The 21,433-nt window shown below is 47.3% G+C and carries 21 protein-coding genes; 11 read left to right on the top strand and 10 right to left on the bottom strand.

Annotation, left to right across the window (positions count from 1 at the left end; all coding sequences use genetic code 11):
- Positions 1–46: 46 nt before the first annotated feature.
- The 3 genes from B3S86_RS00990 to B3S86_RS01000 form a co-directional block, all read right to left on the bottom strand.
- Positions 47–466 carry a hypothetical protein gene (locus tag B3S86_RS00990; RefSeq protein WP_050677289.1) on the bottom strand — a complete coding sequence of 140 codons (420 nt, stop codon included), beginning with the start codon at positions 464–466 and terminating at the stop codon, positions 47–49.
- On the bottom strand, positions 456–878 hold the full coding sequence (locus B3S86_RS00995; protein ID WP_231496909.1) for a DUF1934 domain-containing protein: 423 nt from the start codon (positions 876–878) through the stop codon (positions 456–458). The genes B3S86_RS00990 and B3S86_RS00995 overlap by 11 nt, the downstream gene beginning before the upstream one ends.
- Positions 879–986: 108 nt before the next feature.
- A complete protein-coding gene (locus tag B3S86_RS01000; RefSeq protein WP_056064035.1) occupies positions 987–2,687 on the bottom strand; it encodes a glycoside hydrolase family 13 protein in 1,701 nt (566 codons plus the stop codon).
- 349 nt (positions 2,688–3,036) lie between these two features.
- Here B3S86_RS01000 and B3S86_RS01005 point away from each other — a divergent pair, with 349 nt between their 5' ends.
- The 9 genes from B3S86_RS01005 (at position 3,037) to B3S86_RS01045 (ending at position 12,771) form a co-directional block, all read left to right on the top strand.
- Complete coding sequence (locus tag B3S86_RS01005) at positions 3,037–4,473, top strand: NAD-dependent succinate-semialdehyde dehydrogenase (RefSeq protein WP_035411314.1); 1,437 nt, start codon at positions 3,037–3,039, stop codon at positions 4,471–4,473.
- Entirely contained in the window at positions 4,470–6,098 is a 1,629-nt protein-coding gene (locus B3S86_RS01010; protein WP_290748253.1) for an acetolactate synthase large subunit, read from the top strand. The genes B3S86_RS01005 and B3S86_RS01010 overlap by 4 nt, the downstream gene beginning before the upstream one ends.
- A 6-nt stretch (positions 6,099–6,104) precedes the next feature.
- On the top strand, positions 6,105–6,431 hold the full coding sequence (ytxJ, locus tag B3S86_RS01015) for a bacillithiol system redox-active protein YtxJ (RefSeq protein ID WP_035411320.1): 327 nt from the start codon (positions 6,105–6,107) through the stop codon (positions 6,429–6,431).
- Positions 6,432–6,690: 259 nt separating this feature from the next.
- Positions 6,691–8,226 carry a DHA2 family efflux MFS transporter permease subunit gene (locus B3S86_RS01020; protein ID WP_290748258.1) on the top strand — a complete coding sequence of 512 codons (1,536 nt, stop codon included), beginning with the start codon at positions 6,691–6,693 and terminating at the stop codon, positions 8,224–8,226.
- 119 nt (positions 8,227–8,345) lie between these two features.
- Positions 8,346–8,642: a metal-sensitive transcriptional regulator gene (locus B3S86_RS01025; RefSeq protein ID WP_035411326.1), complete on the top strand. Its 297-nt coding sequence runs from the start codon at positions 8,346–8,348 to the stop codon at positions 8,640–8,642.
- A 13-nt stretch (positions 8,643–8,655) separates the two neighbouring features.
- A complete protein-coding gene (locus tag B3S86_RS01030; RefSeq protein WP_290748261.1) occupies positions 8,656–10,785 on the top strand; it encodes a heavy metal translocating P-type ATPase in 2,130 nt (709 codons plus the stop codon).
- Complete coding sequence (locus B3S86_RS01035) at positions 10,782–10,988, top strand: heavy-metal-associated domain-containing protein (RefSeq protein ID WP_023466808.1); 207 nt, start codon at positions 10,782–10,784, stop codon at positions 10,986–10,988. Before B3S86_RS01030 ends, B3S86_RS01035 begins: the two co-directional genes overlap by 4 nt.
- Positions 10,989–11,074: 86 nt before the next feature.
- Complete coding sequence (locus B3S86_RS01040; protein WP_035411332.1) at positions 11,075–11,299, top strand: hypothetical protein; 225 nt, start codon at positions 11,075–11,077, stop codon at positions 11,297–11,299.
- A 170-nt stretch (positions 11,300–11,469) separates the two neighbouring features.
- The gene (locus B3S86_RS01045) at positions 11,470–12,771 is read left to right on the top strand and encodes a globin-coupled sensor protein (RefSeq protein WP_290748264.1); all 1,302 of its coding nucleotides are present in this window, start codon (positions 11,470–11,472) and stop codon (positions 12,769–12,771) included.
- Positions 12,772–12,824: 53 nt separating this feature from the next.
- Here B3S86_RS01045 and B3S86_RS01050 read toward each other — a convergent pair whose 3' ends face one another.
- The 5 genes from B3S86_RS01050 to B3S86_RS01070 all read right to left on the bottom strand — a co-directional run bounded on the left by B3S86_RS01050 (position 12,825) and on the right by B3S86_RS01070 (position 17,361).
- The gene (locus tag B3S86_RS01050; RefSeq protein ID WP_290748268.1) at positions 12,825–13,430 is read right to left on the bottom strand and encodes a class F sortase; all 606 of its coding nucleotides are present in this window, start codon (positions 13,428–13,430) and stop codon (positions 12,825–12,827) included.
- Positions 13,402–14,190 (bottom strand): DUF4397 domain-containing protein, encoded by a 789-nt coding sequence (locus B3S86_RS01055; RefSeq protein WP_290748271.1) that lies wholly within the window; start codon positions 14,188–14,190, stop codon positions 13,402–13,404. The genes B3S86_RS01050 and B3S86_RS01055 overlap by 29 nt, the downstream gene beginning before the upstream one ends.
- Before the next feature lie 525 nt (positions 14,191–14,715).
- On the bottom strand, positions 14,716–15,588 hold the full coding sequence (gene speB / locus B3S86_RS01060; RefSeq protein ID WP_023466800.1) for an agmatinase: 873 nt from the start codon (positions 15,586–15,588) through the stop codon (positions 14,716–14,718).
- A 114-nt stretch (positions 15,589–15,702) separates the two neighbouring features.
- Positions 15,703–16,545 (bottom strand): polyamine aminopropyltransferase, encoded by an 843-nt coding sequence (speE, locus tag B3S86_RS01065; RefSeq protein WP_035411343.1) that lies wholly within the window; start codon positions 16,543–16,545, stop codon positions 15,703–15,705.
- Between the two features lie 144 nt (positions 16,546–16,689).
- Positions 16,690–17,361 carry an NAD(P)H-dependent oxidoreductase gene (locus B3S86_RS01070; RefSeq protein WP_290748274.1) on the bottom strand — a complete coding sequence of 224 codons (672 nt, stop codon included), beginning with the start codon at positions 17,359–17,361 and terminating at the stop codon, positions 16,690–16,692.
- A 378-nt stretch (positions 17,362–17,739) separates the two neighbouring features.
- On the opposite strand from B3S86_RS01070, the gene B3S86_RS01075 reads away from it, so the two are divergent.
- Entirely contained in the window at positions 17,740–19,296 is a 1,557-nt protein-coding gene (locus B3S86_RS01075) for a BCCT family transporter (protein WP_290748276.1), read from the top strand.
- Between the two features lie 90 nt (positions 19,297–19,386).
- A complete protein-coding gene (locus B3S86_RS01080) occupies positions 19,387–20,232 on the top strand; it encodes a metallophosphoesterase (RefSeq protein WP_290748279.1) in 846 nt (281 codons plus the stop codon).
- Positions 20,233–20,267: 35 nt separating this feature from the next.
- Here B3S86_RS01080 and B3S86_RS01085 read toward each other — a convergent pair whose 3' ends face one another.
- Positions 20,268–20,762, bottom strand: coding sequence for a YwhD family protein (locus B3S86_RS01085; protein WP_023466794.1), 495 nt, complete (start codon positions 20,760–20,762; stop codon positions 20,268–20,270).
- A 65-nt stretch (positions 20,763–20,827) separates the two neighbouring features.
- Positions 20,828–21,352 carry a hypothetical protein gene (locus B3S86_RS01090; RefSeq protein WP_035411354.1) on the bottom strand — a complete coding sequence of 175 codons (525 nt, stop codon included), beginning with the start codon at positions 21,350–21,352 and terminating at the stop codon, positions 20,828–20,830.
- Between the last annotated feature and the right edge of the window lie 81 nt (positions 21,353–21,433).

The following is a 21,433-nucleotide window of genomic DNA, read 5'->3' on the forward strand; positions in this document are numbered from 1 at the left end:
TCCTAAAAAGACCACCTTGTCTAAAACAAGATGGTCCACTGATTGTTTATTCTAGACCGAGCGACTGTGGCAGACGGACTGCACGTGCGAAGGCATTTTTATAATCCTTTTTCGCGACTAACTTTTCGACTTCACGGATCGCTGGATGCTGTTCGTCCGCAAACGCACCCAGGATCGTCAAGTAACGCTCATATACTTGATCGTCTTCCTGACGTGCTTTCAAAAGCGCTGTATACAGCATGACGGTATCTTCACCGTATAAGACAGGTAATTCTTCATTGATTAAAAGTAGCGTATCGATTGACTCCGGATCGACCTTCGGATTGTATTCCGTGATGACCTGCTCTGCGAGTCCTTCGAGTTGATCACGCCATTCGTTGTAGCGCGGCTCATCGTTCTCGAGCCACTCGAACCATTCCTCTTCCAACATCTGTTCCATTTGACGTACTGTTTGTTCAAATGCCATTCGTCTCACTCCGTTTCCAAGTTAAATCAATCGTATACGTACCGACTGCTTGTCCATTCATTTTTAATGTATAGCGAAACTTCATCTGCTGCGGTTTCATCTCAATCGTCTCCGTGTCTGTCTCCATCAACATTTGACCGAACTGACTGCCATACTGGCTTTTAGTCGTCTCTTTTAAAATGAAGACATGATGCATCGCAACAGGACCTTTGCGATTCAGGGCGATCTGGTCTTTTGACCATTTGATCGTCGTATCAATCGGTTGTTCATCCGGTTGAACGAATTTCACGGCAAAACCATCCTTTGTTTCGAACAACGTGCCGTCCGCCTCAAGTTCGACCGATTCACGCATCGGACCATCTTCAATCGTCGTCACCTGTCGTAATGACACCGAGTACTTTACTGGTTTCACTTCTATCACCTCATCGTTTAGCGTACACGATTTTTTCGTCTGATGCATCTTCTGCTTACGCACAACAAAAAAACGGATTCGATGTACTTCGAATCCGTTCAAAACATATTAGCGCACACGGTACAGACGAGCTTCGAATGGACGAAGTTCCAGTTCTGTTCCTTCGTGGTGCATCGTCGGATAGTTGCCAAGCAACATATTATCCGAATGCAAGATGATATCCGTATCGATTTCTGCTGTTTCGCCTTTTAAGTTCGTAACGATCAAGAACTGTTCGTCACCAAGCGTCCGTGTATAGGCATAGACTTTCGTATCTTCCGGTAAGATGAGATCATACGCACCATAAATCAATGTCTCTTCCATCTTACGGATTTGAATCATTCGTTTATAGAAGTTCAAAATCGAGTCTTCGTCTTGTTCTTGTGACGCGACATTGATGTCCGCGTAGTTCGGGTTAACACCGAACCATGGGGATTGATTCGAGAAGCCACCATTTTGCTCGTTCGTCCATTGCATCGGTGTGCGTGAGTTATCGCGGGACGAGTTCCAGATGACTTCCATGATTTCCTCATGTGTCTTCCCGGAAGCGAGTTGCATCTCATACATGTTTTTCGTCGCGACGTCATCATAATCCGAAATATCCGGGAACTGAACGTTCGTCATCCCGATTTCCTGACCTTGATAGATGAACGGTGTGCCTTGCATGAAGAAATACATCATCGCAAGCGACTTCGCGCTCTCTTTCCAGTACTGTTCCTCGTCACCCCAAAGGGAGACCGAACGAACCTTATCGTGGTTTTCGAGGTACAACGCATTCCAACCGGTTGCTTCAAGTCCTTTTTGCCACTTCGTCAGCACTTGTTTCAGTTTGACGACGTCGACGCCTTTTTCCGCATCTGCGCGCCAGAGATCCATGTGCTCGAACTGGAAGACCATGTTCATCTTGCCGTTCTCTTCTCCGACCCAAAGGTCTGCTTCTTCCGGCGAGACGCCGTTTGCTTCCCCAACAGTCATGATGTCGTATTTCGAGAATGTCTCATCCTTTAGCTCTTCAAGATACGCATGGATGCCTTCGACGTTCATATGCATGTCAAACGACGGCACATACGGCATACCAAGTGGGTTCGGGAGATCGCCGAACGACTGATCCTTGTTGATGTGACTGATCGCATCGATTCGGAAACCATCGATGCCTTTATCAAGCCACCAGTTGATCATTGTATAGACCGCTTGACGCATATCGCGGTTTTGCCAGTTCAAGTCTGGCTGACGACGGGAGAAGACGTGCAGGAAGTATTGCTCAGTCTTCTCGTCATATTCCCATGCTGATCCACCGAAGATACTTTCCCAGTTGTTCGGTTCTCCTCCATTGATCGCATCTTTCCAGATGTACCAATCGCGTTTCTCGTTGTCTTTTGACGAACGCGATTCAAGGAACCATGGATGTTCATCAGATGTGTGGTTGACGACGAGATCAAGTAACACTTTGATGTCTCGTTTATGCGCTTCTTCCATTAAGAGATCGAAGTCTGCCATTGTTCCGAACTCATCCATAATGTCTTCATAGTCACTGATGTCATATCCGTTATCATCGTTCGGTGACTTGAACATCGGACAAATCCACAAAACGTCGACGCCAAGATCCTTCAAGTAATCCAGTTTTGCGATGATACCCGGAATATCGCCGATTCCATCGTTATTTGCGTCATAAAAGCTGCGTGGATAGATTTGGTATGCTACTGCTTCTTTCCACCAAGCTCGTGTAATTGTTTGTTGGGCCGTCTCAGGGCGCGGTATCATTTGTGTCATGTGTTAGAAATCCTCTCGTAGGTGAGTCATTAGTAGGAGTTAGGTATATTTGTTCGTCCTTCATTTTGTTTTGCGCAACCGATTGCGCAAACCCTTTACTTTTATCTTATCAAATCCACTTTTAAAGTCAATGTCTCGAGGATGATTTCACCATTTCACATCAATGGGGATCACTCTTCGTTTACATCGAATATTTCAGTTGAATTTACATTACATTTACTGAATCATCCTACACTGTTTATCGGTCAATTTCTACCTTTTTGCATAACCTTTCCTTTCCAAAATGAATCTTTTTTTATTCGTTCGGGTATACCCTAACCAATGCACGTAAAAAAGGGGGATTTTCAAGATGAAGGGACAATTCTTTATTGGTGGACAATGGCTGGATCACGGACGAGAACGGACAGATGTCACGAATCCAGCAACCGGAGAAGTCGTCGGTAGTGTACCAAACGGAACAAAATCAGACGTCAATGATGCTGTCGAAGCAGCACGGAAGGCTTTTCCAGAATGGTCGAAGCGGACAGTATATGAACGCGCTGAACTCTTGGAAAAACTCTATGCCAAAATGATCGAGAAAAAAGATGAACTCGCCCGGTTAATGACGCTTGAGATGGGAAAACCGCTAGCTGAATCAGAAGGTGAAGTCCAGTATGCGGCAAACTTCGTCAAATGGTTCGCAGAGGAAGGAAAACGGGCATACGGACGTGTCATACCGACACACGATGCTTCTAAAAGACTTCAAGTCATCAAACAACCGGTTGGTGTCGTCGCCGCGATCACACCATGGAATTTCCCAGCAGCCATGATTACCCGAAAATTGGCTCCGGCTCTCGTTGCCGGATGTACGTTCGTCATCAAACCACCCACCGCGACTCCATTAACAGCACTTCGTTTACTTGAACTTTGTCAGGAAGTCGGGATTCCAGAAGGCGTCGTCAATGCCGTTACAGGTAGCGGGAAAGCACTCGGTGAATCACTCGCGACACATCCGCATGTCGATAAGATCACCTTCACTGGTTCGACCGAAGTCGGACGGACACTGATGGCTCAAGGAGCAGAGACGATCAAAGCGATGTCGCTTGAACTCGGCGGACATGCACCGATTCTCGTCTTTGATGATTGCGATCTCGATTTAGCTGTTGCGGAGACGATCAAGTCGAAATTCCGAAACGGCGGACAGACGTGTGTCTGCGGAAACCGGATCTATGTATCTGATTCGATTTATGACGCGTTCGTTGAAAAACTCGGTCAGGAGACGGCAAAATTGAAAACCGGGAACGGTCTGGATGCCGAAACAAAGATCGGTCCAATGATTAATAAAGCGGGTTACGATAAAGTTAAAAAACATGTTGATGACGCTACTTCAGCCGGTGCTCGTGTCGTCACGGGTGGAACAGGAACAACGGACGAGGAGAACGATGTCTATTATTATGAAGCAACCGTGCTCGCTGACGTAAAACCCGGCATGTTGATCATGAACGAGGAGACGTTCGGACCTGTCGCTCCCGTCCAGCGTGTCAGTTCTGATGAAGAAGCGGTTCGTTACGCCAACCAGACACCATTCGGTCTCGCTTCATACGTCTTTACGAAGGATTACGCGCGTGCCATTCGTGCGATCGAAGGGCTTGATTATGGAATCGTCGGCTGGAATGATGGGGTTCCTTCTGCTGCACAAGCACCATTTGGTGGAATGAAACAATCCGGTCTTGGACGCGAAGGCGGTAGTGAAGGACTCGAAGCGTATCTCGAGACAAAATACATCTCAATCGGTGGACTAGCATGAACGCGGCGGATTGGTTCGTCCAATGTTTAGAGGCAGAGGGAGTCACGCATATCTTCGGTGTTCCCGGTGAAGAGAACATCACATTGCTCGAATCACTTAGTCGTTCGTCGATCACGTTCATCACGACGCGTCACGAAACGAACGCTGCGTTCATGGCAGCGATGTTCGGTCGCCTGAGTGGACGACCGGGTGTCTGCTTATCGACGCTTGGTCCTGGTGCGACTAACATGATGACGGGAATTGCGAGTGCAACGATGGACCATTCTCCTGTCGTTGCCATCACAGGACAAGGAGCACTATCACGGCAACATAAAGCGTCGCATCAAATGTTTGATCTCGTTGATCTATATCGTCCGGTCACGAAGTCAAGTACGTCCGTTCTGACACCAGAAGTGATTCCGGAAATCGTCCGTCGTGCCTTTGCGACGGCACAGAGCGAAAAGCCGGGAGCGACGCATATCTCTTTCCCAGAAGACGTCGCAAAACAAGAACGAGATCAACCTGTGACTCCTGTCAAAAACGACAGTGCTCCGACATATCTTCATCCGTTGACGATTGATGATCCGGACGTTTTACGATTGATCGAGCGATCGCAACGTCCTGTCATCATTGCCGGTTTCGGGATTCACCGTCAACACGCACTTGAGGCGTTTCGGGCATTCGTCGAACAGCTGGATGCTCCGGTCGTCGAGACAATGATGGGAAAAGGCTCCATCTCCTCACAACATCCGCTTGCCGCGCATACGATCGGTTTGCCGGATGTTGATTACAACCAACGAATTCTTGATGCGAGTGATTTAATCATTACGATTGGTTATGACATCACGGAACTGCCCCCGGAAAAATGGAATCCGAAAAAGACGCCGGTCGTTCATCTGGATACGAACCTTCACGAAATCGATGCCTACTATCCAGTCGTTGCAAATCTAGTCGGCAATCTTTCAGATGTATTGACCGTTTTGACACCACTGCTTCCAAAGCGTTCCTGGAACGGTTGGCAACGGAATCGCGATAAGTTGCGTCAAGAGATTCAAGAAACATATTCCCTCGCGCTCCCTTTACATCCTCAAAGCATCGTTCGTGAGCTCGAACGGACGGTTGGTGAAGCCGGAATGGTTTTCTCGGATGTCGGAGCACATAAAGTCTGGCTCGCTCGCCATTATCAAACGACACATCCAGATCAATTGTTCATTTCGAATGGGTTTGCTTCAATGGGCTATGGTTTATCGAGTGCACTCGCAGCCAAACTTCTCTACCCCGACCGACGTATCGTCTGCGCCGCTGGAGACGGAGCTTTTCTTATGAACGGTCAGGACCTCGAGACCGCCGTTCGTTTGAAGCTGCCACTCGTCGTATTAATTTGGCGAGACGGGACATATGGTCTCATCGAATGGAAACAACAACAAGCATATGGAAAATCATCGTACATCACCTTTGATAATCCGGATCTCGTTCAACTGGCTCATGCTTTCGGTGCGCTTGGACTTCGCGTCGGTGAACACGGTTCGCTTGCCCATTGTCTTGATCAAGCTTTCGCGAGCGATGGACCCGTATTGATTGACTGTCCGGTCGATTACCGGGAAAATCTAAAGTTAAGTGAACGTCTCCGGACGTATGGAGGGTGATATATTATGACACAACCACGTAAACTGCAGTCTATTTCTGATTTTGATCAATTTGCGTCCGAACATAGCGCTTTCGTGATTTGCAAACACAGTACGACATGTCCGATCAGTGCCGCAGGATTCTCAGAGTATACGAAGTTCGCGGATGAAACCTCTGTTCCGACAGCATATCTCTTCGTCCAAGAAGCTCGGACCTTATCGAATCACATCGCTGAACACTATAATGTCCGACATGAGTCGCCACAAGTTCTTTTCATTCAGGACGGCAAATCTGTCTGGACAGCATCTCACTACGACATTACAAAGGATGCACTCGAAACGAACGTTCAGTAACGCTAACTATGAAACAAGCTTCTGGCTGTTTCAAACTGAAGACAAAGCGCAATTTTCCTCTAACGAGAAGGATTGCGCTTTTTTATTTCCTACGAATCATTTTCCTCATTTAGAAAAACGCTTTCAAAACTACATAAAAAATAAAATTACCTTTCTTAGCTATTATTATTTGTAATTCGAACTAAATCGGATTAAGATAAACTACAGATAGAACGACCGTATAGAAATCTGTACCGTTAGTTTAGTTAGGAGGATATTCATGCAACAAAGTGCAACTCACACAGCTCGAGCTCCTTACGGCATCCTCGCCGTTTTGATGATCGGGGCATTCATCGCTTTCTTAAATAATACCTTGCTCAACATCGCCCTTCCTTCAATCATGAAGGATCTAGCGATCGAACCAGCTACTGCTCAATGGCTGTCGACTGGTTTCATGCTCGTCAATGGTGTCTTGATTCCGACATCTGCTTTCTTGATTCAAAAGTATTCGGTTCGTCGCTTGTTCTTACTCGCGATGACTCTCTTCTCGACCGGAACGATTCTTGCCGGATTCGCAGACGTCTTCCCTGTGTTGCTCGCAGGACGGATGATTCAAGCGTCGGGTTCTGCCATCATGATGCCGCTACTGATGAACGTCATGCTCGTCAGTTTCCCGATTGAAAAACGCGGGACTGCGATGGGCTTCTTCGGATTGATTATGATGGGGGCTCCAGCGATCGGACCAACGTTATCCGGTTGGATCATCGAGCACTATGATTGGCGGATGCTGTTCCACTTCATCACACCAATCGCCTTAATCGTTCTCGTCGCTGGTTTCTTCTTGCTTCGTGACGTCAAGGAACGGTCTGCGACTCGGATCGATCTGACTTCCGTTGCACTTTCGTCACTTGGTTTCGGTGGCTTATTGTACGGATTCAGTTCTGCTGGCTCTAAAGGTTGGGATAGTTTCCACGTCTATGGAGCACTGATCGTCGGGGTCATCGCACTCGTGACATTCATTTATCGTCAGCTGCATATGGAACGTCCGATGCTCAACTTCAAGATTTATCGTTACCCGATGTTCGCCTTGTCTTCTGCGATCTCGATGGTCGTCACGATGGCGATGTTCTCGGGCATGTTATTGCTTCCGATCTATGTCCAGACGATTCGCGGTATTTCACCACTTGATGCGGGTCTCATGCTGTTACCGGGTGCCATCTTGATGGCCGTCATGTCACCGATCAACGGGAAGCTGTTTGACAAAATCGGTGGTCGTCCTCTTGCATTGACTGGTTTGTTCATCACAGTCGTCACGAGTTATTACTTCAGTCAACTTGAGATGGATACGACGTATACCCATCTGATCATCCTGTATTCGTTACGGATGTTCGGGATGTCAATGGTCATGATGCCGGTCTCAACGAACGGTTTGAATCAGTTACCAACACGCTATTATCCACACGGCACAGCGATGAACAATACGTTGCAACAAGTATCTGGTGCAATCGGAACGGCGTTGCTTGTTACGATCATGTCAACGCATGCTAAGACTCGTGGCACAGAGCTCGCGGCCGAAGCGGCGAAGAACATGACAAGTCAACCGACAGCTGAAGCAGCTGCTGCTTTAAAACAGCAGATTACGATGCAAGCGACGCTTGACGGAATCAACTATGCATTCTTCATCTCGACGTTCATTGCTGGTCTAGCATTCGTCCTCGCCTTCTTCATTAAACGGGCGAAACAAGCTGAAGACATCATTAGCGATCAACGCTCATTGAACGAAACGATCGTCAAACCGCAAGTCTCCAATCAATAAGTGCAAAAGCAGTCGCCGCTCGCGACTGCTTTTTTTATTTTTTGAGCTATATACTGGTACCCCCCATACCTATATGTTAGAGTAAAGATAACAACAAGATTACTAAAGGAGGCACGACTATGGCACACGATCACCCTGTCGTCCCACGAACACATGAAGAACAAGACGCTTTAATGAAACGATTAAAGCGTATCGAAGGACAAGTCCGCGGGATTGCCAACATGGTTTCTGAAGACCGGTATTGTATCGACATTTTGACGCAAACCGCATCGATTCAAGCAGCACTTCGACAGGTCGAACTACAAATCATCGAACGCCACGTCAAGATGTGCATGCATGAGGTCGCGACTCGTCAAGACAGTACGGACGCTTACGTCGATGAGTTGATGGCAGTCATTGCCCGTCTGAAAAAGTAAGGAGGGTTTTCTGATGTCAAAAACGATTGAGTTTGATATTGAAGGGATGACATGTGCCGCCTGTTCCGCTCGGATTGAAAAAGTCCTGAACCGGATGGACGGCGTCGAAGCAACGGTCAACTTACCACTCGAGACGGCTCGTGTCTCGATTTCTGATGCCTATGATGATCAAGCGATTATCGAAAAAATTCGCAAAATCGGCTACGAGGCCACGGTCAAACAAGCACCACACGCAACAAAATCGAATCGTCGGATGCTGTATCGCTTCGTCATCGCAGCCGTTCTTTCGCTCCCTTTGCTCGCGAGCATGCTGACACATATTCCGAATAGTCCATTCCATCTTCCATTTTTGATGAATCCGTGGCTACAATTTGCTTTAGCGACACCGGTTCAATTCATCATCGGTGCGCCCTTTTATAGCGGGGCTTATAAAAGCTTACGGAGCGGGAGTGCTAACATGGATGTCCTTGTCGCGCTCGGGACATCGGCAGCCTACTTCTATTCCGTTGCTGAAATGCTGTTCGTCTCTGATATGCCACACCTCTACTTTGAGACAAGTGCGATTCTGATTACACTCGTCTTGCTTGGGAAGGTTCTCGAAGACCGTGCGAAACAACAGACGACAGGAGCGATTAAAAGTCTGCTTTCCTTACAAGCGAAAGAAGCCATCGTTTTGGAAGATGGGCAGGAACGGATCGTTTCAATTGAGGCGATCCAAGCCGGGATGGTGTTGCTCGTAAAACCCGGAAATAAAATTCCGACAGACGGTATTGTTCGCGCAGGTGATGCGTATCTCGATGAGTCGATGTTGACCGGTGAATCCGTTCCTGTTCATAAGACTGTTGGCGCATCCGTCATTGGTGGTACGCTGAATACGAACGGTTCCTTACAAATCGAGGCGACAAAGATCGGGCAAGCAACGGTTCTCGCACAAATCATTCGCGTCGTCGAGCAAGCGCAGACCGAAAAAGCGCCGATTCAGCGCCAAGCCGATCGGATTTCTGGTGTGTTCGTACCGATCGTCGTCGCCATCGCGCTTCTGACATTAGCCGCTTGGTGGATGTTCACCGGTTCCTTTGCAGAAGCGATTCGTCCTGCCATCGCGGTTCTCGTTATCGCCTGTCCGTGTGCACTCGGACTCGCAACACCAACTTCAATCATGGTCGGAACCGGAAAAGGCGCTGAACGAGGGATTCTCTTTAAAGGTGGTGCTCAACTGGAGAACCTCCAACATGTCGATGCTGTCGTCTTTGATAAGACTGGAACACTGACAGTCGGTCGCCCTGTCGTCGTCGAGACGTTTGGCACGGAGACAGCGCTCGATTTCGCTGCCGCGCTCGAACGTCAATCCGAACATCCTCTTGCCCGTGCCATCACAGCAGAGCGGGATGTCGTTTTTGATATCGAACAGTTCCATGTCGAATCAGGACGTGGGATCACAGGACAAATCATGTCCCATGATTTGATCGTTGGTTCAGCGCGAATGATTCAGGAACGAAACATCGCCCTTCCTGACTGGACGTCACTCGGAGCGACACTCGTGTATGTCGCCGTCGATGGAGAAGTCGCTGCCGGATATGCCATCCGTGACGCGTTAAAAGATTCAGCGAAAGAAACAATCCAGCGGTTGCGAGAGACTAAGGACGTGTATCTCTTGACCGGTGATCGTCGTGAAGTTGCTGATCATCTAGCAGAAGAACTCGGACTTGATCGAGCGTTCGTCTTTGCTGACGTCTTACCTGTTGAAAAGGCAGATGTCATTCAGTCACTTCAACAAACGAAACGTGTCGCGATGGTCGGAGACGGTATCAATGATGCTCCCGCTCTTGTAACGGCGGACGTCGGCATCGCGCTCGGCAGCGGCACAGATGTCGCCCTCGAAGCAGCCGACGTGACGTTGCTTGGACACGATTTAAAACAAGTTTTACTTGCGATCGAACTAAGTGAGCAGACAATGAAAAACATTCGTCAAAATCTCGTTTTCGCACTCGGCTACAATACGATCGGCATCCCTGTTGCTTTTCTTGGTCTGCTTGCTCCATGGCTTGCGGGCGCCGCCATGGCATTCAGTTCTGTCTCTGTCGTGACGAATGCGTTACGATTAAAACGTACCCCACTATCTGAAGGAGGAACTTCATCATGAAAGAAACAACGTTATCTGTTATCGGTATGACATGCAATCACTGTAAAGCGAGTGTCGAATCAGCTTTATCTGAAGTCGAAGGTGTACAACATGCTACTGTCTCACTGGAACAAAACCAAGTGACGGTACAGCATGAAGACGTTCCTCGTGAGCGCCTCGTCGATGCAATCGAAGAGATCGGCTATGATGTGCCGACTGCTTAAACATCCATGCCAAACTGCTTCTAACACGCAGTTTGGCTTTTTTATTTTTTGAAAAGCGGGAATATACGGAGTAAGGAGGGGTTCGTATGGTACCGCAAATCGAATTCGTAGAACACTTCGACGACAACAAAGGAAAACGATTCAAAATCGAACTTTGGAATCTCGGAACCTTCACATTCAGTGCCGAGTCAGCTCGTGGACCTGTCACCCGTTTCACCTCCATCGATATTCAATTCGTTCAGACCTGCGTTCAACGAATGCGCTCGATCGTGGACGCCAAAAAAGCATTCCAGGAAGATCAACCGGTCTAATCCTGTCTTTTTTCATTCTCCTCATGGCACTTGCCATGAGTTTTTTTGTTTCCGGTCAATGTTTTTCAATATTCTCGTCTTTTTTTCGAAAACCAGTATCGCTTCGTCAAGATGAACCGATAAGAAACAGACATCATTTTATTCACATCTTGAGTATTGGAGGCAACTACGTGCGCAATCCTTTTAAAAGTAAGACTACTTCGGTTTATCAAGCTACAATCGGCTTTCCTGATTCTCATCTCATCACGAAGACGGCAGATCCTGATCTTACATCTCGTCTCGTATACATGGGGTATACAGAAGAACAGCTACAGACACTTAAATCGATGGCACCTGTCGTTCAAGGCATCTTAGATGAGGTCCTCGAGCAAGTGCTTGACCATCTATTATTGAATCCAGAGATGGCAACGATCGCGAAACAATCATCGACACGCGAACGATTGAAAAAAGTCTTTGCAGACTACTTCACGAGTCTTCTGACAGGAAACATGGATGAATCCTTCCTTGCGATGCGGACACGGATGGGACAGACGCATAAACACAACTTCGTTCCCGTCACTTGGTTCATCGCTTCATATGCTGCGTTTCAGACGTTGTTGATTCCTAAAATCGTCGAACATTATCAGCATGACCCAGCGCAACTGACAACAGCCGTGCTTGCATTGACTCACGCGATGAACTTAGATGCTCAAATCGTAACGAGTCAGTACGTCGATTCTCGTCTTCATGAAGTAACGGCAGCGAACGAGTCGCGCCGTCAACTGCTGACAGACGTCGTTCGTGTCAGTCAAGAAGTCGCAAGCTCCGTCGAACATACGGATCATGCCATCATCGAAACGAGCCGACGTGCTTCACAAGTGTTGGCAGAAACAGATCAGACGGAGCAGACGAGCCAGCAACTCGTCCAAATGACGATTGCTAACGAACGACAGATGCAACAGATGGAGCAACAATTCGCTCAATCAACACAACAAGTTGGTACTTCGCTTGAAAGCATCCACGAATTGAAAACGACGTCGGATGAGATCGTCCAGATGACACAAAGCATCGAAGCGATCGCCAATCAAACGAACTTACTCGCGTTAAATGCTTCGATTGAAGCAGCCCGCGCCGGTGAACACGGTAAAGGATTCGCTGTCGTAGCGACGGAAGTCCGGAACCTTGCTGAAAATGCCAAGTCATTAAGTAGCAGCATCAATGGTCTGATTCAAAAGAACAATGGCAACATTACACAACTGGTTACTCAGATGGAAGACATCACACGCGCCAACACTGCATCTCAGCAAGAATTACAACAAGTCAAACAAGGAATCCAAACCGTTAAGAGTGAAATGGAAAACTCACTGACGTTGTTTGGTCGTAATAAAGAAAACCTTGGACAAATCGTCGAGACGATCCAAGGTATCAGTAAAACGACGCAAGGCTTGACGACACTGACGACGGATCTTGTCGCAGCTTCAGAAACACACTAAAAAACAGGTCTCTCTTTTTCGGTCATAGCCGAAATGAGAGACCTGTTTCATTTTTAATTGTCTTGTTCTGCCGTGACGACAAGACGTTGATCGTACCCTTTTGAGTTTGTAAACGTACCAATGCATGAAATGAGCGTCAGTTTGTTCATGACGGTCGCACCAAAGATTGATCCGACTGGTGCTTCATCGACAGGATAGGACATGACGTTCGTCACCACGTATGACACCTGTTGTCCTGTTTTCCCTGTCACTTCAATCCGTTGCCCTTTTTTCATCTTGGCTAAATCATAAAAGACAGCAGGTCCCTTTTCATCGTCTAGATGTCCTGCTAATACGACATTTCCGGTTTGACCGGCTTTCGCACCGTATTTATACCACGCGACTTGATCCGTTTTTTTTGGCACATCCATCCGTCCTTGCTTATCCTTCCCGACGACTTCGATGTTTGCTTTCACATCGAGCGTCGGAATCATAATACGCGTTGGAATGAATGCTTCTTCGTCCACCATTTCGGATGAAGTGGACGAAGAAGACGTCGTTTCAGTTTGTTTTGGTTTGTCCGGCTTTGTAGTACCTGGAGGTGATCCCGATTGGCATCCGGCTAATACGAGTAAGAGAAGCAGACTACTCTTAAGCGTTTTGTTTACGACGGACGACATACGCTGTTCCTACTAACAAGGCAGCTGTTGCTGCGACTGCCCATGGTGTAGCAGAAGTCGTATCAGCAGAACCACCAAGTCCTGTATCTGGCATTGATGCCATTTCACCGCCATCTGGAATTAAGAGAACATCAAACGCTGGCTCGCCTTCTAGTAAACCGATTGCGAGAGCTGTATAGTTTTTGCCACTGTCGAGTTTGACGCCATCAAGTGCTTTGACGACATCCGTTGCGCCTGCAGGGCGGACTTCAAGGTCATACGTACCTGCATCGAGTGTACCGTAGTCGGAGACTTTTGAGAATTCAAGGTTGCTAAAGAGTGGGTCTCCACCTTTTGGTGCGACATCAACAGCAGGTGCATCTGGTGCAAAGTGTGCGACACGGACCATTGATTTGCCGTCTTCGCCTTTGCCGTTGTCTTCCATGACAGCAAGTTTAATATCAGCAAGTTTACCGATTGCTGCGACAGAATAGAATTTACCAGCTTCCACATTGAGTGTTTGAGAGAGCACAGGATCTTTTGTTGTTCCTGCAGCGAATACTTCTACTTTATGTTCGCCAGCTGGTAGTGTGAGGTAATCTGTGACATCTTTGAATTTTGCTCCTGATACGGCTTTTTTGCCATCGACCGCGATATCGACTGCCGGAGCATCTGGTGAAGCATGAATGACACGAACCATTGCGTCATCTGCTGCGCCTACCGGAAGCACGAATAGTGCAAACAGTAACGTAGCAGTCACAAACGATAAGAGTTTCTTCATCTTTTTTCCACCTTTCTGATTGTCAAATGTACATCGCTCTCAAACCAATGTTCTTACACTTCAGAATATTTCCGTCGTGGTGACATCTTAAACTTAAGATACTTCCGTATATGTGTAAAGATTTCAGTGTGCTATGAACTTGTTTTGAAAACACACTGACCTTCTTTTTGTTTTCGAAATAAAATACATAACAAATCAATTGAAAAGAAGGTTAGTTATGATACAGCCTCGTCACGGTTAACTGCCTACCTGTCCGTTTTACTTCTGACGTTCTTGAATCCGATGACGAGCGGACAGGATGCCGTTTTGTTTCTAATCGGTATTTTTCTTGGTTCTGCCACCTGGGGGAGCATCCTGGCAAACATCACACACCTGCTTAAACACCAGATTGCGACGTCCGTTCTACGCGTCGTCCAATAGACATCTGTCAGTCTGATCATCGGATTCGGTGCATTCGGAGTCGGTCAGTTCTTCTTCTGAACAAAACAAAAGAGACCGACATCACGTCTGGTCTCCTTTGTCTATTTATTTAATGAATCCAATCATCATCTCGCGCAACACTTTTGCTGCTGCGATCGCTGTCATATCCGATTGATCATACGCTGGGCATACTTCTACCAAATCAGCTCCGATGACGTCGACGTCTGCTCGTGCAATCATGTGAACGACTTCGAGTAGTTCCTTCGTCGTCACCCCACCGATTTCTTGTGTCCCTGTTCCTGGTGCTGCTGACGGATCAAGGACATCGATGTCGATCGTGACGTAGACCTTTTTCCCGGCAAGTGTTGGAAGAACTTGACGAAGCGGCTCGACGATCTCGTATTTGAAAAGGTTGTAGCCTGACGTCTTCGCCCATTCGAACTCTTCTTTCATCCCCGAACGGATTCCGAACGAATAGCAGTTCTCCGGTCCGATCAAGTTCGCGATTTTCTTGAGTGGCGTCGAGTGTGACAACGGCTCACCTTCGTACTCGTCACGCAAGTCCGTATGCGCATCAAAGTGAAGCACAACAAAATCATCATAGTGTTTATCGAACGCTTTGACGACTGGCCACGTGACTAAATGTTCGCCCCCCATACCGAGCGGGAACTTGCCTGCTGTCAGTAACGAATCGACGTATTCTTCAATCATATCAAGTGATTTTTGTGCATTCCCGAATGGTAATGGGATATCTCCGGCGTCAAACAATTTTGCGTCAGCGATGTCACCATCTAAGTACGGGCTATATTCTTCTAAACCAAGTGAGACTTCACGGATACGTGCCGGACCGAATCGTGAACCCGGACGGAAACTGACCGTCCAGTCCATCGGCATGCCGTACAAAATTCCTTTTGCATCTTCGTGAGTCGGTTGACTCGCGATAAAGACTTTTCCTGAATATGCTTCATCAAAACGCATGATCCATTCCCCCTGTTCATTTGCCGCTTGCTGATGCAAACGCCTGTTTACCTGACAACAGAGCGATTTCGAAGATCGAAACCGCTCTGTTCATGTGTGCTATAGTGACTGAGCTCAGCCGTTCGTCAAATCTTTAACGAACTTCGGAAGCGCGAATGCTGCCGTGTGAAGCTCAGGCGTGTAATACTTCGTATCGATCTCGTGGAAACGCTCTGGTACGACAGCAAGCGGATCGTGTTTCTTTGATCCGATCGTGAATGTCCAAAGACCACTTGGGTATGTCGGAACGTTAGCGATGTAGAGCTTCGTGATCGGGAAGATTTCTTTGACGTCGCGTTGAACATCACGGATCAAATCTGGTGTGAACCATGGGTTATCCGATTGTGCGACGAAAATGCCGTCTTCTTTTAATGCTTTTGAAATACCAGAGTAGAAGCCTTTCGTAAACAAGTTGACCGCTGGACCAACTGGTTCTGTCGAGTCGACCATGATGACATCATACTCGTTTTCTGCTTCTGCGATATGCATGAATCCATCCCCAACGATGACTTCGACGCGTGCATCGTCCAATCCACCTGCAATGTTCGGGAGGTATTTTTTCGAATACTCGATGACTTTTCCGTCGATTTCAACCAAAACAGCTTTTTCGACGGACGGGTGTTTCAAGACTTCACGGATGACTCCGCCGTCTCCTCCACCAACGACCAGAACCGATTTTGGATTCGGGTGTGTGAACAATGGGACGTGCGCGACCATCTCGTGGTAAACGAACTCGTCCTTATCTGTCGTCATGACCATTCCGTCAAGTAACAACATCGTACCGAACTCGTCCGTTTCAACCATCTCTAGGCGTTGAAACTCCGTTTGTTCGCTCTCATAAACGTGGTTGACACGGAATGTGATACCGTAATCTTCCGTTTGGTGTTCCGTGAACCATAACTTTAATTTTTGTTCCATTTGCGATAGAACCCCTTTCTTTCATCAAGACAAAAGTTGTTCGTATGCGAGTGGCGTTTACGGCGCTTCTTAATCATACAAATGCGAGTATACCGAATTTCGAAAGAAACTTCTATATAATTCGAAAATTTTTGTCTTCCGTCTTTACTCGACGAACGTCACGATTTCCTCAAGCGGACGACGTTGCTTCTCACGTTTTGGTTCTTCTGCCCGGTAACCGAATGCGACCATGACCGGCACCGTGAAAACAGAACGATCGAGCAGTCCACGATCGACGAGTAATTGCTCGACAGCTTGCTGGTCGAATCCTTCGATTGGGCATGAATCGACATCGATTTGTGCTGCCGTCGACATCATGTTCCCAAGTGCGATATAGGCTTGTTTAGCTGCCCAGTCTTCCATCGCTTTCGGGTTATCACCGATCGCAAAATCCTCTTCTAAAAACAGACCGTAACGCTTCGTCCGTCCGGCTTTCGCTTCTTCGGATAGACCAAGGAAATCCATCATCTGCGTGACATGCGGACCATCTGCCTGCATTTGTTCTCCGGTACGGGCAAGAAACAAGACGAAGTGACTCGCTGTCGGTAATTGTCCTTGTGCGCCCCAAGAAATTTCTTTTAAGGCTTCTCGGATTTCTGGATTTTGAATAACGAGCATGTTCCATGGCTCATATCCGAACGAGCTCGGTGACAGACGCGCCGTTTCTAAAATGAACCGGAAATCGTCTTCTGGGATCATTTGACCATTAAATGCTTTTGTCGCATGACGAGATTGAAATGCTTCGAGAATCGCTTGTTTTTGTTGTTGTTTTTCCATGGGAAATGCCTCCTTCAAAATGATGACTGCTTTTGTTATATCAAATCTGATTTCCGACCGCCTCTGATTTGCTCAGATTAGTCATTACGTTAGTTTTTAAGTAAAACGGGAAATAAGAATATTAACGTCTTTCCTTTCACTATTTAAAAATCATTTTAAACATTTGATTATCCGCTATTTTACACCTTCCCTCTCTGGTAATTCCCTAGTTTCTATGGTTTCATTTCCCAAACGATTTGCTTTTTCACCAAAGTGTTTGTTACGGTAGTACCCTGCGTGATTAGGTTTTGTTATCGGATGCACGGGGTAATGATAATGTCGTTGTCATCATTTAATACAGAACAACCATGTAAAATTCGAAAGAAGGTGTGGAACACGATGGAAAATAATCGAAAAAGTAAGATTACAAAAGTCTTTATGGTATCCGTCATTTTCTGTGTGCTCTTTACCATATGGGGAATCTTACCGGAATCCCTAATCGGTGCAGCTAGTCTCGGAAATGTCACAGCTAAAGCACAATCCTTTGTCTCTGGCGGATTTGGCTGGCTTTATCTTCTCGGCATGAGTGCTTTTTTAATCATTGCTATCTTTTTAATCTTTTCCCGCTTCGGTTCCATCCGACTCGGTAAGGATTCGGACCGACCTGAATATGGTCTCATTTCTTGGTTTGCCATGCTCTTCAGCGCTGGTATGGGAATTGGTCTTGTCTTCTGGGGTGTCTCAGAGCCTTTGACGCATTTCCATACACCGCCGGTCGCAACGGATGATCCGACGGAAGCGGCACGACTCGCGATGCGCTATTCGTTCTTCCACTGGGGATTACATCCGTGGGCCTTGTATGCGATCGTCGGACTTGCCATCGCGTACTCGACATTCCGAAAAGGACGTCCTGCTACGATTGGCGACACGGTCGCTTCATTAATGAAGCCTCAGTTCGCTTCAGCCGGTAAAGGTACCGTCGAAGTACTCGCCATCGTCGCAACGGCGTTCGGTGTCGCGACGTCACTTGGTCTCGGTGCGCAACAAATCTCAGGTGGACTGAACTTCTTGACAAGTAGTATTCCGAACTCATTTGCTACACAAATGATCATTATCGTGATCGTCTCGGTCCTTTATATGATGAGTGCCGCATCTGGTCTTGATAAAGGAATCGTTCGTCTCAGTAACGCCAACATTGTTCTTGCTGTTCTATTGATGGTCGCCGTCCTTTTCCTCGGACCGTTTAGTTTCATCATGGACCTCTTCGTCCAAACGACAGGAGCTTATCTGCAAAATTTACCAGTCATGAGCTTCCGCGCATCTGCTTTTAATCCAGATGAACGCGGCTGGATCAACGATTGGACGATCTTCTACTGGGCGTGGTGGATTTCATGGTCACCATTCGTCGGTACGTTTATTGCTCGTGTCTCGAAGGGACGAACGATTCGTGAGTTCGTCATCGGAATCATGCTCGTCCCAACGATTTTCGGATTGCTTTGGTTCTCTGTTTTTGGCGGATCAGCAATTTGGAATGAACTGTTCCAAAACGTCAATTTGATCACGACGATTAACGATAAAGGAGTCGAAACCGGCATGTTCGCTCTGTTTGAGACATTCGGTGGATTAGGCACATTCCTCAGTATCGTCGCTGTCTTCTTGATCACGACGTTCTTCATTACTTCGGCTGACTCCGCGACATATGTTCTCGGGATGCTTTCGTCTGGTGGTAGTCTCATGCCAAGCTTACGCATTAAGCTCGCTTGGGGTGTTCTCCAGTCTTCGATTGCCGCTGTCTTACTTTATGCCGGAGGATTGAGCGCCTTGCAGGCTGCTTCAGTTCTTGCCGCCTTTCCGTTCATCTTCGTCGTCGGTATGATGATTATCGCTCTATTTAAGGAGTTATCAGATGAACCTGATGCCCAAAAAGAAGTCACGGATTTAAAGCAAGATGCTTAAATTGTTTTGAACTCCTCCTTCCGTCGCATACGGAAGGAGGTCTTTTTTGTTATTCTGAATTATGCTGAACAGAAAGAAATGAGGTGACTCATGCGAAAACGTACACGTTGGCTCGTATCCCTTGGGATTCTAGCGCTAGGTAGTTGGTTTTTATATCGTGAAAATAACGTCATCGACGTCTCAGAGATCACAGTCACGTCGGGTCGCTTGCCAAAATCATTTGATGGCTATCGCGTCGTTCAAATCGCCGACCTACATGGCAAAACGTTCGGATCGGATCAAAAACGACTATTGAAAAAAATTAGTCGTAAATCACCAGATCTCGTCGTCATGACTGGCGATTTGATTGACTCGAGGCGAAACGGAGAAGAAGCTGCCCTTACACTCATGAAAGCGCTCGTCGATCGATACCCTGTCTACTTCGTCACCGGGAATCATGAAGTCCGACGAAATTTAACGATTTTACCGAAGCTTGAGCAGCTCGGTGTCACCGTTCTTCGGAATGAAACGCGTATCATCGAGTATAAAGGACAATCGATTTCGTTACTCGGTATCGATGATCCGACGACGACACGTTGGCGCGAAGGACTATCAGAACCGGATGGGATTCGTCAAAGTCTCGATCAAGCACTGCAAGACGTATCGCCTGATGCGTTCCAGCTCCTGCTTGCGCATCGTCCGGAATATAAATCCTTGTATGCAGAGCGTTCCGTTGATCTCGTCTTATCCGGTCACGCCCACGGCGGACAGATCCGCTTACCGTTTACGGAAGGTCTGTATGCGCCTGGTCAAGGATTCTTTCCAACCGTGACGGCAGGCCGCTATCAGGAACAGCAGACTGAACTGATCGTCAGTCGTGGTCTTGGGAACAGCCTGTTTCCGTTTCGTCTGTTCAATCATCCAGAACTCGTCGTCTTGACGCTGAAACGACCATGAAAAAAGAACGTGTGCCGCGGCACACGTTCTTTTATTTAGACCAACGCTTCATGTAAAGCAGCGTCAGCATTTTCCCACATCTCAGGTTTATGAGTCTGCAAGAAATCACGTAACAATTCCTTTGAACGCTCATCCATGTGATCGACGACGATCCGTCCTTTGAGAGATTTATCCATCTTATTGACGTGATCAGCGAGAATCTTGAATCCGCGACGTGCTTCTGCATCGACTAGCAGATCGCACGCAGCCACACCACCGTAATAGAAGCCTTCAGGTTTACGACCAACCGTCACCCAGACGATCCAGTACAGTTTACCGTTTGGCGTATCGGCTTTATCCGTCGTGAACTTGACGCGTTTCTCGATTGCTGCTTTTGCGTGCATCGCACCCATATCAATGTAAGCTTCGCCGTCTTCCGGAGAAATGATGACTGGTGACATACTATTTAAACTGAGTGTTCCGACACCGAATCCTCCGTGACCGTCTGTAGAGTTATCTGAAATGATATTGAAGTTAATCTTTTTTTCCATCGTGTTTTGTCCCCTTTTATTCCTGTTGCTTCTATCATACCGCATTCCGAGGTGTCTGCAACCAGTCACTCGTAACGGAGTAGCTGTAATTGATCCTCTGTCGCTCGGCGAATCGTCGGGAGACGATAACACGTCATGGATGCAATCTCCTCGTGGGCTGGGGGATTGACCTCTTCGAGATGAAGCAAAGCACGATCAAACAGGGTTTGCGCTGCACGACCGAATAAAAAGAGACGTTCCAGCGAAGAACACCGCGACCGAATCGCACGTAACTGATGCGCCAGTTCTCGCACCTTTGCCTCAACCTCTTCTTCCATGTCGGCTGTCGGTTTTCGATTTTGAAATAACGGTTTGAAACGTACATCGTCCTCAAGCAATGTCAGCATCCCGTATCGCTTTGCTTCTTTTTGATTCAGCAGTTGAGCGAGTTCTTTATCCGTTACGAGTCGACCGAACGGGATGTTCTGTTCAAAGACGATATCTGCAACCTCGAGTCCTTTAGGGCCAGACAATGGATAAGCTGTATCTTCTGGTAACGTCCGATCAAAAATCAGTAGCGTATGAATTTTTTTTCGTATGATCGCGTCCATTATGTCTCTCCTTTTCTGCCGTATGTGTATGACCTTCTTCGCTTCCGACAAGAATAGCTCCTACCTTATACCCTTCTTTTT

Origin of the sequence: Exiguobacterium sp. UBA3968, from assembly GCF_002385115.1 — a bacterium.
Classification (GTDB): Bacteria; Bacillota; Bacilli; order Exiguobacteriales; family Exiguobacteriaceae; genus Exiguobacterium_A.